At 51.4% G+C, this 15,659-nt stretch carries 11 protein-coding genes; 5 read left to right on the plus strand and 6 right to left on the minus strand.

Translation table 11 applies throughout. The features are described from left to right. The first annotated feature begins 137 nt into the window (after positions 1-137). On the plus strand, positions 138-2,066 hold the full coding sequence (locus A7E78_RS02325) for a phosphoenolpyruvate carboxykinase (GTP) (protein WP_235606783.1): 1,929 nt from the start codon (positions 138-140) through the stop codon (positions 2,064-2,066). A 91-nt stretch (positions 2,067-2,157) separates the two neighbouring features. On the opposite strand, the gene A7E78_RS02330 is transcribed toward A7E78_RS02325, so the two are convergent. After that, positions 2,158-2,856 (minus strand): ATP-binding protein, encoded by a 699-nt coding sequence (locus A7E78_RS02330; RefSeq protein ID WP_072282748.1) that lies wholly within the window; start codon positions 2,854-2,856, stop codon positions 2,158-2,160. A 428-nt stretch (positions 2,857-3,284) separates the two neighbouring features. Between A7E78_RS02330 and A7E78_RS02335 the strand changes: the two genes are divergently transcribed. Beyond that, complete coding sequence (locus A7E78_RS02335; RefSeq protein WP_072282749.1) at positions 3,285-7,628, plus strand: EAL domain-containing protein; 4,344 nt, start codon at positions 3,285-3,287, stop codon at positions 7,626-7,628. Between the two features lie 76 nt (positions 7,629-7,704). On the opposite strand, the gene A7E78_RS02340 is transcribed toward A7E78_RS02335, so the two are convergent. After that, positions 7,705-8,097 carry a nitrous oxide-stimulated promoter family protein gene (locus A7E78_RS02340; protein ID WP_083552564.1) on the minus strand — a complete coding sequence of 131 codons (393 nt, stop codon included), beginning with the start codon at positions 8,095-8,097 and terminating at the stop codon, positions 7,705-7,707. A gap of 70 nt (positions 8,098-8,167) precedes the next feature. Here A7E78_RS02340 and A7E78_RS02345 point away from each other — a divergent pair, with 70 nt between their 5' ends. Beyond that, complete coding sequence (locus A7E78_RS02345; RefSeq protein ID WP_072282750.1) at positions 8,168-9,598, plus strand: aldehyde dehydrogenase family protein; 1,431 nt, start codon at positions 8,168-8,170, stop codon at positions 9,596-9,598. Between the two features lie 62 nt (positions 9,599-9,660). Here A7E78_RS02345 and A7E78_RS02350 read toward each other — a convergent pair whose 3' ends face one another. Beyond that, positions 9,661-10,332, minus strand: coding sequence for a DNA-binding protein (locus tag A7E78_RS02350; protein WP_072282751.1), 672 nt, complete (start codon positions 10,330-10,332; stop codon positions 9,661-9,663). 386 nt (positions 10,333-10,718) lie between these two features. Between A7E78_RS02350 and A7E78_RS02355 the strand changes: the two genes are divergently transcribed. Continuing rightward, complete coding sequence (locus A7E78_RS02355) at positions 10,719-11,072, plus strand: DUF3135 domain-containing protein (protein ID WP_072282752.1); 354 nt, start codon at positions 10,719-10,721, stop codon at positions 11,070-11,072. Positions 11,073-11,208: 136 nt separating this feature from the next. Then, positions 11,209-11,544, plus strand: coding sequence for a PilZ domain-containing protein (locus A7E78_RS02360; RefSeq protein WP_072282753.1), 336 nt, complete (start codon positions 11,209-11,211; stop codon positions 11,542-11,544). Between the two features lie 32 nt (positions 11,545-11,576). On the opposite strand, the gene A7E78_RS02365 is transcribed toward A7E78_RS02360, so the two are convergent. From A7E78_RS02365 to A7E78_RS02375, 3 genes are all read right to left on the minus strand, one after another. Next, a complete protein-coding gene (locus A7E78_RS02365) occupies positions 11,577-12,968 on the minus strand; it encodes a TatD family hydrolase (protein ID WP_072282754.1) in 1,392 nt (463 codons plus the stop codon). Between the two features lie 67 nt (positions 12,969-13,035). After that, positions 13,036-14,568 carry a methionine--tRNA ligase gene (metG, locus tag A7E78_RS02370; RefSeq protein ID WP_072282755.1) on the minus strand — a complete coding sequence of 511 codons (1,533 nt, stop codon included), beginning with the start codon at positions 14,566-14,568 and terminating at the stop codon, positions 13,036-13,038. After that, complete coding sequence (locus A7E78_RS02375) at positions 14,561-15,607, minus strand: PSP1 domain-containing protein (protein WP_072282756.1); 1,047 nt, start codon at positions 15,605-15,607, stop codon at positions 14,561-14,563. Before A7E78_RS02375 ends, metG begins: the two co-directional genes overlap by 8 nt. Positions 15,608-15,659 lie beyond the last annotated feature (52 nt).

The raw sequence follows: 15,659 nt of genomic DNA on the forward strand, positions 1-15,659 counted from the left end.
GATTTCGGCAAGGAAGTATTAAAACAAAGACGGCCCGCACACATTATTAATGTGTGCGGGCCGTCTTTGTTTCTGAGAAAAGGAGGTTTTTACGATAAAATTAAAGCACAGAACCCCTTAAGGCAGGAGGTGTGGTTATGGCCAAGGCGATGCTCAAAGGGGAAAGAGGGAAGGAATGTGCCGATTCCTCGTGGCAACTGCTAACTAAGCGGCTTGATGTTGCGGGCCTGGCAAAGGTCGCTGCTTTGGGCAACAAGCGCATCAACCAATTTCTGGCTGAGGCGATAGAGCTCTGTAATCCCGATCAGGTTCTGGTTTATGATGACAGCATAGAAGATGCCGCCAGGATTCGGGCCAAGGCCATGGCCGATGGCGAGGAACGGCCGCTGGCTATGGCCGGCAATACGGTCCATTTCGATGGTTATATCAACAGCCGTCAGAACGATCAGGCTCGGGACAAAGAACATACCCGTTATCTGGTGCCGGCCGAATGTCCGGATGTAGCGGAATTGAACAGCATCGAACGGCAGGAGGGGCTGACCGAGATACAATCGATCATGCGCAATATCATGGCCGGTAAGGAAATGCTGGTGCGCTTCTTTTGCTTGGGGCCGACTGCTTCGCCATTCAGCATTCTTTGCGTGCAGATCACCGATTCAGCTTATGTCGCTCACAGTGAAGACTTGCTTTACCGACCGGGGTACGAACAGTTTCGACATGGCGATTCGGATATCCCCTTTTTTGCCATGCTGCATTCTGCCGGCCGGTTGGAAAATGGAGTCAGTATAGATAGCGATCGCCGCCGGATCTATATCGATATAGTAAGAAACCTGGTCTATTGCGCCAACAGCCAATATGCAGGCAATACTGTCGGATTAAAGAAGCTGGCGTTGAGGCTGGCTATTCGCAAGGCTGAACGTGAAGGCTGGCTGGCAGAGCATATGTTCCTCATGGGGGTGCATGGACCCGCTGGAAGAGTAACCTATTTTTCCGGCGCCTACCCGAGCGCTTGTGGCAAGACCTCCACTGCCTTGCTGCAGAAAGAAACGGTGGTCGGTGACGATCTGGCCTATATCCGTGCCATAGACGGCCAGGCACGGGCGGTCAATGTCGAACGAGGTATTTTTGGGATCATTGAAGATCTAAATGAGGATGATGATCCGGTGCTTTTTCGCGCGTTGAACACGGTGGATGAAACGATCTTCAACAATGTGTTGATCAGTGACGGTAAGCCTTACTGGAATGGTATGGGCCGGACATTGCCGAAACAGGGGGTCAACTATGCGGGACGCTGGCGACCGGGACTTACTGACTGTTATGGAGAAGAGATCGCAGCATCTTACCGGGGTAACGCGCGATTCACCCTGCGCTTAAATCGACTGAAAAACCTTGATCCGAAGGCTGAAGAGCCTGCTGGCGTTCCGCTGGGAGGAATCATTTTCGGAGGCCGGGACAGCGACACCGCGGTTCCGGTGTTGGAAAGCTTTGATTGGCAACACGGCGTAATTACCTTTGGTGCAGCGCTTGAGAGCGAAAGCACCGCTGCAACCCACGGCGCTCAAGGGGTGCGAAAATTCAATCCAATGGCGATCCTCGACTTTCTGTCGATCCCACTGGGGAGGTATTTGCACCACTATCTGGATTTTAGTAAACAGTTGGACCGGCCGCCGCAGATATTTGCTACCAATTACTGGCTGACCGATGAGAGGGGAAACTATCTCAATGAAAAGTGTGACAAGGCGGTGTGGTTGAAATGGATGGAACTTCGGGTGCACGGAGAATGTACGGCAGTTCGTGGACCGACAGGTTTTTTGCCTCGATACGATGACTTGGCAAACCTGTTTCATCAGGTGCTGGACAAGGATTATTCCCGGCAACAGTATGCGCGGCAATTCGCCATACGTATTTCGCAAAATCTATCAAAAATCAAACGTATCGTTGAGCACTATAGAGGCTTGACCGGCATTCCACAAATCGTATTCAGTTTATTGGAAGATCAGCGGAAACGGTTGATTGATCTGCAGAAGCAAAGGGGGGATATGGTCAGCCCCCTGGATATTCTCTAAGGGGGCCGAACTTACTCTGAGACGACTACAAAATTCGTTTCGGTCCGTCAAGCCCGACGCCCCCTGTGAGCTAAAACCTGTTTGCGCTGGATTATTTCACATCCCCTTTTATGCCGATAATAACCGATTCAAAGGGGATGTCCTTGCCGCTGGCAGCCAGTGCCTGCCGAGCAAGGCTGAGAAGTCCCGTGCAACAAGGTACTTCCATATGCAGCACTGCCAAGCTCTTGATGTTGTTTTGGATCAGGATGGCAGTCAGTTTTTCTACATAAGCTTCGACATCGTCCAGTTTGGGGCATCCAATCAACAGGGTTTTTCCGCCCAGATATTTCTGGTGAAAGTCCGGATAGGCAAAGGGTACGCAATCGGCTGCGAGCAACAGATCGGTTTCGGCCAGAAAAGGAGCTGTCGGTGGAACCAGTTTGAGCTGAATAGGCCAGTTGCCCAATTGCGAAGGTCCTGCATCGGTTCCAGCTATAACCGTTTTGGAAGGCGGAGCAAGTTTCTGTGCCTGCGCAGAGGGACACCCACCACCGTGGACCGGAGGTTTAACCGCCTGTTGTGCTGCGACGACCGCCTGTTCATCAAACTCGTTGGCTTCCCGTTTTTCTATGGTGATGGCGTCTTGCGGGCAATCACCGAGACAGGCACCGAGGCCATCGCAGAGATTGTCGGCAATCAGCTTGGCTTTCCCATTGATGATCTGAATGGCTCCTTCTGCACAGGCAGGAACGCAGAGCCCGCATCCGTTACATTTCTTTTCGTCAATTTTTACGATATTGCGTATCATAATAAGCCCCCAAGCAAGGATAGGTGTTTTGTTTTCTGTTGAGTCGATATTGACACCGTTATGTCTTGATGGACTTGATTACGGTCAATAATCGATGCCTTTTTTCCGCATCTGCACCGATTGATGAAATCCGCAAGCCTTGAACCTTTAAGTGCATGCGCGTACCCACCTGGTATCCACCAGTTAAGTTTCCTCGGTGTATCACGGTGGTTTCCCTTTGCCTTATGGGAAGTTGTAAACTAAAATTGTTTTACATAGGACATGGGGTGGCCAATAACCGGCAAAAATTGTTTCCTTAGCCGATACTTTATCCCTTTGTAGCTGTCCTTTGGCTTAAGTTCTCCTCGTTTAGGTTTTGGCCAGGAGTTAATTCAGGATGTACCAGTCACGGACTCTATTTCGCTCCCATGATTGCTTGGATGGATAGAATGCCTATAATTCGTCGTGTTGTACTTTTTGTTCTTTTCCTGCTCTTCTTTCCCGGACTCGTTCAAGCCGCCCAGAAACAGCTTCGGGTCGGCATTTTTCCGTTTGAACCCATCAATTATCTCGATGAAAACAAGCAGGCCCAAGGCCTTAATCCGGCTCTGTTAAACAGGATGGCCGAAGAACACGACTGGCAGCTGACCTTTGTCGGAGGAAGCTGGGCTGAAGGCCTTGCGCGCTTGCAGAACGGTGACATCGACCTGGTCATGTCGGCGGCCTATTCTCAACGGCGGGCCGAGGTTCTGGATTACACCGTGCAGCCAACAGTGGAGTTATGGGGGCAGGTTTTTGTCAAGCCGGGTGCTTCCGAGGTGAATATCTCCGCCTTGGCCGGGCAACCTGTGGCGATAATGCGCCACGATATCAGCGGCCAGAATTTTATCCAGATGACCAAAAAGCTTGGGGTGGACCCCCATATTCGGGAATTACCTCATTTTTCCGACGTGTTCGCTGCGGTTCAAAACGGTGAGGTGGCAGCCGGTGTCGCCCCTCAGCACTACGGCTTGCGCCACGCCAAAGAGTACGACCTGGTCCCGAGTTCGATTCAATTTTCACCTTTCTCTATTTATTTTGTCAGCAAGAAAGGACAGCACGCCGAACTCCTCAGGCAGATCGACCAGACCCTGTTCCGCTGGAAAAATGATAAAGACTCCTTCTATTATCGGCAGCTGGCCTATTGGCTGGGTTTCAAGGTAGAACGGAAATTTCTCCCGCTCTACTTGAAGATCATGCTGTTGGTCGCCGGTGGCATCTCCATCCTGTTTTTTTTCAACAGCCTGTTGTTGAAATCGCAAGTGAAAAGGCGCACGGCTCAATTGCGTCAAAGCGAAGAACGCCTGTCCGCCACATTGAGTTCTATCGGTGACGGGGTAATCAGCACCGACAGGGCAGGGCGGATCGTCAGCCTTAACGGGGTGGCTGAAGAGCTGACCGGATGGAAGGCCGGCGAAGCGGTGGGGCGCTCCATCCAGGAAATATTTCCCATCGTCAACGCCAAAACCCGAACCGTGGTGGAAAACCCGGTGGAAGAGTGCCTTCGAGAGGGCCTGAGTGTAGACCTTGCCAATCACACCTTACTTCTCCGTCGTGACGGCACCGAATGCCATATCGCCGATAGTTGCGCCCCTATCCTTGATCTGAGCGGTGCGGTGATCGGTGCGGTTCTGGTCTTCCGCGATGTTACCAAGGAATATCGCCATCGTCAGCAATTGCGGGATGAAAGGGAGCGTTTGGCCAGTGTACTGTGGGGGACGGGAGTGGGCACCTGGGAATGGAATATTAAAACCGGCGAGACGTGCTTCAACGATCGTTGGGCCGATATGATCGGGTATACGTTGGCGGAAATCTCCCCCGTCAGCATCAAAGCCTGGGAAAGACTTTTACATCCTGAAGATAGTCAGAGGGTCGAAGAGGCTTTGCAGTGCCATTTCCGTGGAGAAACCGACTATTTCGAATGTGAATGCCGCTTGAGACATAAAGCAGGCCATTGGATTTGGATTCTTTCTCGGGGGAAAATTACTTCCCGGACCGAAGAAGGGCAGCCCTTTCGGATGGTCGGAACTCATTTGGATATTACCGCTCGCAAGCAAGCCGAAGAGACGTTGCGGTTAAGCGAAGAGCGACTTCAAAGCGTTTTTCGAGTGGCCCCTGCAGGGATTGGGGTGGTGCGTAATCGAGTTCTGTTAGAGGTTAACCAACGCATCTCTGAAATGACGGGATATCTCCCCAAGGAGCTCATCGGCAACAGCTCTCGAATGTTGTATCCCTCTCAGAAAGATTATGAAGCTGCTGGCAAGCCGAAGTACGATCAAATAAAGGCAATGGGCACCGGGGTTGTTGAGACCCGATGGCAACGAAAAGACGGCAGCATAAGAGATGTCTGGTTGGCTTCGGCCCCTTTGGATCCAAATGATCTATCGCAGGGGGTCACTTTCACCGCACTCGACATTACGGACCACAAAAGGGCCGAGAAAGCCCTGACCGAAAGCGAGGCTCGCTACCGTAGTCTCTTTGAGAACAATCATGCGGTCATGCTGGTACTGGATCCGGCAACCGGTGCAGTAGTTGATGCCAACCCGGCGGCGGCCTCTTGGTATGGCTGGAGTCGGGAGGAACTCTGCAAAAAAAACATCAGTGATATCAATACCCTTTTGAGGCAGGAGGAACTGTTGTCGGAGCTTGACCGGGCGCACAGGCAGCAGGCCGGTCATTTTTTGTTCCGCCATCGTAGGGCCGACGGATCGGTACGAGATGTAGAAGTTTTCAGTGGTCCGGTACTGGTTTCTGGTCGATCGCTGCTCTATTCCATTATTCATGACATTACCGACAAGAAACGGACCGAAGATGCGCTGGAGAAGCGGATTCTGGCATTGACACGCCCGCTGGACGACGCTATCTGCATGACCTTTGAAGAATTATTTAATTTAGAAGATATTCAACGCCTTCAGGACGATTTCGCCAAGGCTACCGGTGTCGCTTCGGTCATTATTACCCCGGATGGTGCACCGATCACCATGCCGAGCAATTTCCACCATCTCTGCCGGGAGATCGTTCAGGGAACAGACAAAGGTACGGTGAGTTGCCGTCGTTCCCAGGTTTTATTGGGGCGGCCTGCCGCTCAGGGGCCAACACTTTCCAAGTGTCTGACCGCTGGCCTCATGAATGCGGGCGCTTCCATTCTGGTAGGAGGCTGCCATATCGCGACCTGGATTGTTGAACAGGTACGTGATCCAGGCCAAACCGAGGCAGATTTGCGGGCCCATGTCCTGGAAATCGGGGCTGACGAAAACGCCATGGTTGAGGCTTTTCGGGAACTTCCCGTTATGCCCCGGGAGCAGTTCAAACAAGTCGCACAGGCTTTATATACCCTGGCTAATCAATTGTCGGTTTCTGCTTACCAGAACATTCAGCAAGCCCGATTTATTACCGAACAAAAACAGGATCAAGAAAAGATAGCTTTTTTGGCTCATCATGATCAGTTGACCGGACTGCCCAATCGTACTTTGCTTGCAGAGCATTTCGAGTGTGCCGCAGGGCATGCCCTGCGGACCGATACCAAAATGGCCTTGTGTGTTCTGGACCTTGACGGCTTCAAGTCTATCAACGATTCCCATGGGCATCTTCAGGGAGACCAATTGTTGTGCGATGTCGCCGAACGACTCCTTGAGGCCGTCCGGACCAGTGATACGGTGTGCCGCATCGGCGGTGATGAATTTGTTCTTCTTTTCACTGACCTTCAGAAAACCGCTGCGGTATCAGCCTTGATTCACAAGGTGCTTGAATGTTTTGAACCGGTTTTCAATCTTGAGGGGGTGCCTCATGCTATTAGTGCCAGTTTGGGGGTAGCAGTTTTCCCCGTAGATGGTGACGACTTTTCAACTCTGTTCGAACACGCTGATGCCGCCATGTATTTTGCCAAAGAGTCCGGACGCAACAACGTTCAGTTTTTCCGGCAGGAGATCAACCAGCGGATACAGCATCGTTTGACAATCGAGAAAGAATTGCGCCATGCCCTTCAGTTCGATGAACTGGAATTACATTATCAGCCCATTATCAAATTGCCTGGCATGCAAATCGCCGGCATGGAGGCCTTGGTTCGCTGGCGCCATCCGATCAATGGTTTGATTCCACCAAACCAGTTTATTCCGGTGGCCGAAGATTCCAATCTCATCGTTGCTCTCGGTGAGTGGGTTCTTAAATCCGCATGCCGGGACATGAAGCATTGGCGAGACCTGGGGCTGCCGGAATTGTCGGTCTCCGTCAACGTTTCGGCCCGGCAGATCTTTGACAGGGATTTTGCGGGCTTCGTAGAACAGACACTCATTGAGTACTCCCTGCCGCCGCATCAACTGGTTTTGGAAGTAACGGAAAATATTTTTCTGGAGAGCTCCAACTCGGTGGAATCGGTTATGAATCATCTTAAAGATATCGGTGTCGGCCTCAGCCTGGATGATTTTGGCACTGGATATTCCAGCCTTAGTTATTTGAAGCGATTCCGCATCGACAAGCTGAAAATCGATCGTTCGTTCATGGAGCAGGTTTGCCATAGCCAACAAGATGCCATCCTGGTTAAAACCATCATTCGGATGGCTCAGAACCTGGGTATGCGTGTTGTTTCCGAAGGGGTGGAAACTGAGGATCAGGTTCAATTTCTGATTGAGCAGGGCTGCGAACTCGCCCAGGGCTTTTTCTTCAGCAAACCTTTGCCCCTTGCTGCGATACAAGAGGTGCTGAAACGGCCAGAGCCTTACAGGTCAAAATTCCCTCAAGCCCCTGGAGTCATTTGAACTTGCCGGTTTAGACACTATGTTTTTTCGGTGGAGCAGGCAAAGACCACGAGGTATCACGAGGTGTTTACCAGATTCAGCCGAAATACATTCGCCAGAGCAGATCGAATCGTCCATGTTTAACGAGGTAAGGGCCGCTAAAGGACATCACTTCTCGAATTTCCTCACGTTTCGTCTGGGTGTAACAGTTTTTCGGACATCGACGACAGGTCGGTTTCGGGTCGAGGGGGCAGCGTAAGCGGCGGGAAACGGCATAGTTTAAAAGCTCTTGGCATTCGTTGCAGTAGGTATGACGATCAAACTCCGGCACAGGTACGGGCAGCTCCTTTGGCGTAAACCTATTTTTTGTGCCCTGGTGGTGGTTCCGGCAGTAGATCGCGGTAAACAGAGCCAGTGTTTTAAGGTCGCGGCGTAGTTTCCTCTGCTTAAGGAGGTTATGTAGTCTGTTTGTCGGTTTCATGTAAGTCATGTTAACCTGTTTTGGTGAAAGAGGCTTTGATTTCTATCAACTATAAGGTTGCACATAAAAGGGGCCAACAATGATTATCCGTGACAAACTATATATTGACGGGCAATGGGTTGCTGCGCAGGGTCAGGAAAAACACCCGGTTGTCAACCCGGCTACCGAAGAGATAATCGCCATGGTGCCGGCCAGCGGAGAGCAGGATGTTGATGACGCAGTCCGTGCGGCCCGGGCCGCTTTTACCGAATGGGGCAATACTTCTGTAGCTCAACGGGCCGCCTGGTTGAAAAAGTTGGCGGAAGGGCTGCAAGCAAGGTCCGAAGAGCTGGCTGCGACGATTACTGCTGAACTCGGGATGCCTCTGAAGTTCTCCCAGAGGATTCAGTCCGCTTTACCCATTGCCAATATGGAATTCTACGCCGGTCTGAGCGAGGATTTTGCAGAAGAGCGAATTGGGAACTCATTGGTGGTACGGGAGCCGGTTGGTGTGGTCGCCTGTATCACTCCGTGGAACTATCCGCTGCATCAGATTGTGGCCAAAGTCGCCCCGGCACTGCTGGCTGGCTGTACCGTAGTTCTCAAGCCAAGCGAAGAAACTCCCTTGAATGCATTTTTGCTGGCAGAGGTTGTTGCTGAGGCGGGTTTGCCCGCCGGGGTCTTCAACCTGATCAGCGGTTCGGGTAAGAGTGCCGGAGAAAGCCTGGCTGGCCATGCCGGGGTTGATATGATTTCCTTTACCGGATCCACCCGGGCTGGGAAACGTGTGTCTGAGCTGGCAGCGGCTACGGTTAAGCGAGTCGCTCTGGAACTCGGCGGCAAATCCGCAGCGTTGCTTTTGGATGATGCCGACCTTGCTGCTGTTATTAAAGCAACCCTTAATAGTTGTTTCATTAATTCGGGGCAAACTTGCAACGCCATGACTCGGTTAATCGTGCCGGAGGACCTTTATGATCAGGTAACGGCATTGGCTGTGGCCGGTGCTGCGACATTTACCGTGGGTGATCCTGCAGAGGGTAAAGCCAAACTTGGACCGTTGGTGTCAGCCCGGCAACAGCAACGGGTCAGGGAATATATCGCTAAAGGGGTTGAAGAAGGGGCAATGCTTCTATGCGGCGGCGTAGAACTGCCATGCGGGTTGGATAAAGGCTTTTATGTGCAGCCGACCATTTTTGGCCGAGTTACCCCGGAGATGACCATTGCTCGCGAAGAGATTTTCGGCCCGGTGTTGTCTATCCTGTGTTATCGAAACGAGGATGAGGCGGTGGATATGGCGAATGATAACGATTATGGACTGGCTGCGGCTGTCTGGTCGGGAGACGATCAGAAGGCGTTGACTATGGCCCGACGTTTAAGGGCCGGTCAGGTTGAGGTGAACGGCGGCCCGTATAACCTGCTCGCTCCTTTTGGCGGTTATAAGCAGTCGGGCAATGGCCGTGAGTTGGGTCGGTATGGCCTGGAGGAGTTTTTAGAAGTCAAGTCGATCCAATTGCCCAAAAGTAAGGACTAACAGCTATTTCAAAGGTAAACCGTAGGGAGCGGCCAGCGGCTATAGCTGGTTTCGGTATATCGCTAAAAATCGAATAAACTTTGCTGGACCTTTTTTTTCGGTTTTTTGGTGGCAGGTGCTTTTTTTTGTGCCGTAGATATTTTGGGTGATTCTTCCAGAACCTGGTCTTTTTGTTCCTGTCCTGGTGTTGGGTCTTCCCCGACTGGCTTGAGGTCTTGTGCTTTTTGCAGAATTGTTCCTTTGAGCAGTTGTTTGCGCCGCTCTCTTTGAAGAGACTTCTGCGCAGTGTTCAGGCGGTCTTGGGCGCTGCGCAGTTGTTTTTCAGCAGTTGCAGCCCGTTGCTCTGCATCAAGTAACTTTTTCTCCAGCAGCCTTTTCTGTTGCTGGGCGATTTGAAACTGTTGTGCGAAACGTAACTGTTTCTTCTCCGTTTCTTTTTTTAACTGGTCAATTTGCTGTTGCGCTTCCTTTATCTCCTTCTGACCTGCATGGCGGGCCTGAGCAGCGGCTTCTTCCAATTCGCTCAGCAGGGCATGGCGCAACCGGTCGGAGATGGTTGTTTCGACTCCCGCCTGTCCTGAACGTTCCCGTTGCCAGCGGCGATAGTGTTTGAGCACCGTGGTCATCGACCCGCCGGTTCGCGCCTGAATGGCGCGGACGCTCAGCTGTTGAGACTTTTCCAGAACGGCACAAGCCTCGGCGACCTGCTCGTACCTGATACCTTTTCTGGGCATGCGAAACCCTCCTTGACTATAATGGCGTTATCGTAGCGCTATTTAAGGCCCCTGCCAAGTATAAAGTCCGTCATTTTCTACTCTTCAAAGACGTAGTTTTCCTGCCGCCTTTTTATCTTCTTGCTAATAATCACTTCCTCGAATAGTAACGTAGGTTTGCTGTGTGGAGAGGTCACCGGAGGTGGAGGAGTTAAAGTAATTATTCAGCAGCAGGATCCAGGCCGGGTTATTGATTGGCAAATGGTTGCCGATTAGAGAAAATCTTGCATAATGTTAATTATATAGGGAATGAATCTTCTAGACAGTGCTCAAAAGGTTTTGGACATGTTCCAATTCACCCTGTGATTAGATAGAGCTGGCGCATCTAACGGGGTAAGGAGCCTATTATGGAAAGTCATATCCAAAAATCGGATAATATCTACGAGCAATTACAGGGGGTCTACCAAAAAGACCCGGAAGAATTTGAACGGCTTAGCAGCGACTTGATTCGACAGGCATTGGATGATGTTCCCGATGAATTCAAAGCCCAGGCCTATGGAATCCAGCGCAAAATTGAACACCAACTCAAAAAATATAAAGATCCTATTGCGCGTATGAACGCAATGGTAGAAATATTTTGGCGCCAATTCCAAGAGTTTCAGGCGGTGATCAACGACCCCCGTGAGGTTCTTGAAAACAAGCGCCGTTGTGGCACATCGGCCAAGGTTTTACCCTTTAAGGAACCGGGCCCACATCATTAAATAATGCAGTTACTAAAACGCCTGTCGAAGAGGACAGGCGTTTTTTTTGGCGTAATGTAAAGCATACACTGCATAGGGGGCTTTTCTTTTTGCCTAAAGTGGTTTAATGTGGGTGGGCTTCGAGAAAGGACGGCACATGACTGAAAAGCGGCTGAGTCTCCGTAAAAATAGACGACTGGAACTTCGGTTCGGCCCGGATGAGCCGAAACGGATCGGTTTCACCTGCGATATTACCCGGCAGGGGTTCTTTATCCAAAGCAGCAGCGTTTGTCGTCCGGGAACTCTGTTGATCGTTGTTATGGTTATGGCGAACAACCAGGAAGTCAGGCTGGAAGCAAGAGTCCAGTGGGCCAAAAGGGTTCCACCCAACCTTCTGCGGAGAGTTAAGAAAGGTGGGATGGGGGTCAAAATTATTCGCTTTTGTGCCGGTGAGGCAATCTATCATTCCTACTGTGCGGCCCTCAATGCTTGAGCGCCTTTCCCCTGAAATTACCTAGCTTATTATCAGCCCACCTCGTTATATTTTCTGATCAAAAATTTTACCCCGAGTTCTTCTTCAACTATTTTACGACAGGATTCTACATCGATGCCCGGTAGGGTTACGACGCTGGCGGTTACCGACGGAATGTGTTTTTTAGCTTCCCGCAAAAAATCTTTGACCGCTTCATATCCTGCTTCGCCGAAGTCCGACTGGCAAATTCGCTGATAATCCGCGGCATTGGCCGCGTTGAGAGATACGGAGATGGCATCCACCAGACCGGCCAGCTCGGGGAGGATATTTCGTTGATGCACCAGATTGGCCTGGCCGTCGGTATTTATTCTGACCCGGACTCCTTGTTCGTGCAGCCAGGCGGCCACTTCTTTGACTAAATCCAGGCGAAGCAAGGGTTCGCCATAGCCGCAAAAAACCACCTCTCGATAGTTTTGAACGCTCCCGACAGCCCGTTTAATCTCTTCAACGGTTGGCTCCCTTTTCAGCTTCAAGGCGTGGCCTTTAACGGTAAAATCCTTGAATTTTGCGCAAAAAACACATTGATTGCTGCAGCGGTTGGTGATGTTGAGATAAAGCGCATCACGTATTGGATAAGCAATGCGGCTGTTTTGATCTGGCTCGCCAATGCCGAATAAGCGAAAGGTGTTGAGGCGGGTAATACGGGCGATATCGGCAAGCGATAGGCCTTTGATACGCGCCAGTTCCTCAGCCGTATAGCGAACGAAAGCCGGTTCGTTGCGTTTGCCCCGGCATGGTTGCGGGGCAAGGTAAGGGCAGTCCGTCTCCAGAAGAACGTGGTCGGTGCTGATGGCTTCAGCCACATCACGCAATGCCTGGTTGGCGGGGTAGGTCAAAGTGCCTGGGAAGGAAATATAAAACCCCATGTCGATGCAGGCTTGGGCCATAGCTAAATCGCCACTGAAACAGTGCAGTACTCCGCCGACTTGTTTCGCCTGTTCTTCCCTTAATATTTGCAGTACGTCCTGATGGGCCTCTCGATCATGAACAATAATCGGCAAGCCTACTTCTCTGGCCAGGGCAATCTGACGGCGAAAGGCCATTTGCTGAATATCGTGGGGGCAGTGATCGCGATAGTAGTCGAGGCCCATTTCACCGATGGCCACCACTTTGTCCTGTTGGGCGAGGGTCTTTAACTGGTCCATTGCCTCAATCGTGGCTTCACGAGCATCGTGAGGATGAATGCCGACAGCCGCATAGACTTCGGAATAGGTTTTCGCCAGTTCGACGCTGGCTCTGGAACTGGCGAGGTCGCAGCCGATGGTAAGTATATGGTTTACACCGGCTTCTTTGGCCGCCTCGATGACCTGTGGCAGATCATCGGCAAAACGTTTACTATCCAGGTGAGCGTGGGTGTCAATGAGGGCAGGGGAGTTATTGTTCATCTTGGTTCTCCAACAGTAAGGGGCGCAAAAGCGCCCCTTAGCACAAACAACTATATGAAGGTCTTGTTTACTCTGTTTCGATACGGGGAAAGAGGGGCGCTGCCTTGGCAATGGCGGTGCCCGGCTTAAGCAGACCCCAGCGACTGTTGTCACCCAGGTTCAGTTTTTCTTCGGGTTGACCAAGGGTTTCCATGATGCTCTGAGCGGTATCGGGCAGGAAAGGCCCGACCAGCAGGGCGACGATGCGCACGGCCTCGAGGAGATTGTAAAGCACAGTGCCGAGGCGCTCTTGCTGTGCGGGGTCTTTGGCCAAGGCCCAGGGACTGCTGTCGTCGATATACTTATTGGCGGCGCTTATCAGTTCCCAGATGGCTTGCAGGGCTTTATTAAAGGCCTGCTCGTTCATGAGTTGGTCGACTCGGTCAATAACCGGTGCAAACTGGCCGACGAAAGCCTTATCCACTTCGTTCAGAGCGCCAGATGCGGGTAGTACGCCATCAAAATATTTGTTGACCATGGCCGTAGAGCGGCTGACCAGATTGCCGAGGTCGTTGGCCAAGTCCGAATTAATGCGATGAATGAGCGAAGAGTGAGAAAAATCGCCGTCGAGGCCGAAGGGAACCTCACGCAGTAAGAAGTAGCGGATGGCGTCGGCCCCGTACTTGTCGATAAGCATGTTCGGTTCTACGACATTCGCCAGACTTTTGCTCATTTTCTGGCCTTCGACTGTCCACCATCCATGAGCGAACACCTTTTCCGGCAGAGGGATGCCGGCGGCCAGGAGAAAGGTCGGCCAGTAGACAGTGTGAAAACGAAGAATATCTTTGCCGATGATATGTACATCCGCCGGCCAGAATTTATCAAAATTCTGATCGTTACCGTCGGGATAGCCGAGGGCGGTAATGTAATTAGTCAAGGCGTCGAACCAGACATAGATGACATGCTTTTCGTTGTCCGGCACCGGAATACCCCAGGAAAATGAGGTGCGGGAGATGGACAGGTCTCGCAGTCCTTCACGAACGAAATTAAGTATTTCATTGCGCCGGGAACGAGGCTGGATGAAGTCAGGATTCGCCTCAATGTGTTGCAGCAAGGCTTCCTGGTATTTACTCATGCGGAAGAAATAGGATTCTTCTTTTAGTTTGTCCGTCGGCCGGCCGCAATCCGGGCAGCAACTTTCAATGAGTTGGGTTTCGGTCCAGAAGGTTTCGCAGGGTGTACAATACCAGTCTTCGTATTCACCAAGATAGATATCGTCGGAGGCAAAAAGTTTTTTAAAGAGGTGATGAACCCCTTTTTTGTGACGTTCTTGCGAGGTACGGATAAAGTCTGTGTGGCTGATGTTGAGTTTGTCCCACAGAGCCTGAAACCGCTTCACTACACGATCGGCTAACTCCAGAGGTGTTTCCCCCTTGGCCTGGGCGGCTTTTTCAACCTTTTGCCCGTGTTCGTCGGTACCGGTCAGGAAAAAAACGTCATACCCCTGGGCTCTTTTATAGCGGGCCAGTACATCGCAGGCCACGGTGGTATATGCATGTCCGATGTGGGGTACATCGTTGACGTAATATATAGGGGTTGTGACGTAATAACGCTTATCCATTCTGGTCTCCTGATGGTTTGCTGTTGGCAGGGCGGCGCCTGGGTCTGCGACGGGATTTTTTACGGGCTGGTTTGTCCCCATCACTACTTTCCGCCGTTTTTTGTTGCTGTTTTTGCTGCGGTTTCTTTGTCCGTTCCTTCGTCTCCTCGGCAGAAGCATTCTTGCGAGGACCTTGCCGACGGCCTGCACTTTGTTTGCCGCGGGTGCGGGAAGGGGCCTGGGGTTGTTTTTCCGCGGTTTTATCCAGCAGTTCCAGTTGGTCAACAGGAACCTCAACGCTCACGTTGTCTTCTCGCCTGACGGTCACTTTGCGGGCCAGAACGTTTTGAGACACCACCATGCCTTCCAGGCCCTCATGTTTCACTTTGCGACCACATTTCGGCAGTCCCTTACGGTGGTCACGATAGGTGTCGTACTCGTAGTTGAGACAACAGAGCAGTCTTCCGCATTGTCCGGAAATTTTATTGGGGTTAAGAGCCAGGTTCTGTTCCTTGGCCATTTTTACCGATACCGGGGCGAAGTTGACCAAAAAGGTGCAACAGCAGAGGGCGCGACCGCAGATTCCAAGGCCGCCGGTAATTTTGGCTTCGTCTCGTACACCAATTTGGCGCATCTCTATGCGAGTGTGAAAATGATGAGCCAGGTCTTTGACCAGGTCACGAAAATCAACCCGTCCGTCCGAGGTAAAATAGAAAATAATCTTCGAGGCATCGAAAAGATACTCAGCCCGGACCAGTTTCATGTCCATATTGCGGGACTGAATGCGTTGCTGGCAAAATTCGAAAGCTGTTTTTTCTTTAGCCGCCGATTGCTTAGCCATATTTATATCCTTGGCAGTGGCGAGGCGGAGTACACTCTTTAGTTTGTCAGGGGCCTGGGAGGGTTCGCATTCCCTGGGCGAGGAAACGACGGTACCAAGGGATTGGCCGCGGTCTGTCTCAACGATGACTTGGTCTTGAGCAGCAAGGTCCAGGTTTTTGCACAGGAAGTCGTATTGTTTTCCGGCAGTGCGGAATTTAACCGAAACGATTCGAATCATAAGGCGTGTCGAATTGTCCTATCTGGGGAAAGCGGGTTTATAAAGCCGTGGT

Origin of the sequence: Syntrophotalea acetylenivorans (genome assembly GCF_001887775.1) — a bacterium.
GTDB classification, from domain to species: Bacteria; Desulfobacterota; Desulfuromonadia; order Desulfuromonadales; family Syntrophotaleaceae; genus Syntrophotalea_A; species Syntrophotalea_A acetylenivorans.

What these genes read in the sequence shown, in the direction of transcription:
- metG (WP_072282755.1), bottom strand. Translation starts at nt 14,568, where the DNA reads ATGGATAAGCGTTATTACGTCACAACCCCTATATATTACGTCAACGAT.
- A7E78_RS02345 (WP_072282750.1), top strand. Translation starts at nt 8,168, where the DNA reads ATGATTATCCGTGACAAACTATATATTGACGGGCAATGGGTTGCTGCG.
- A7E78_RS02355 (WP_072282752.1), top strand. Translation starts at nt 10,719, where the DNA reads ATGGAAAGTCATATCCAAAAATCGGATAATATCTACGAGCAATTACAG.
- A7E78_RS02360 (WP_072282753.1), top strand. Translation starts at nt 11,209, where the DNA reads ATGACTGAAAAGCGGCTGAGTCTCCGTAAAAATAGACGACTGGAACTT.
- A7E78_RS02335 (WP_072282749.1), top strand. Translation starts at nt 3,285, where the DNA reads ATGCCTATAATTCGTCGTGTTGTACTTTTTGTTCTTTTCCTGCTCTTC.
- A7E78_RS02375 (WP_072282756.1), bottom strand. Translation starts at nt 15,607, where the DNA reads ATGATTCGAATCGTTTCGGTTAAATTCCGCACTGCCGGAAAACAATAC.
- A7E78_RS02340 (WP_083552564.1), bottom strand. Translation starts at nt 8,097, where the DNA reads ATGACTTACATGAAACCGACAAACAGACTACATAACCTCCTTAAGCAG.
- A7E78_RS02350 (WP_072282751.1), bottom strand. Translation starts at nt 10,332, where the DNA reads ATGCCCAGAAAAGGTATCAGGTACGAGCAGGTCGCCGAGGCTTGTGCC.
- A7E78_RS02325 (WP_235606783.1), top strand. Translation starts at nt 138, where the DNA reads ATGGCCAAGGCGATGCTCAAAGGGGAAAGAGGGAAGGAATGTGCCGAT.
- A7E78_RS02365 (WP_072282754.1), bottom strand. Translation starts at nt 12,968, where the DNA reads ATGAACAATAACTCCCCTGCCCTCATTGACACCCACGCTCACCTGGAT.
- A7E78_RS02330 (WP_072282748.1), bottom strand. Translation starts at nt 2,856, where the DNA reads ATGATACGCAATATCGTAAAAATTGACGAAAAGAAATGTAACGGATGC.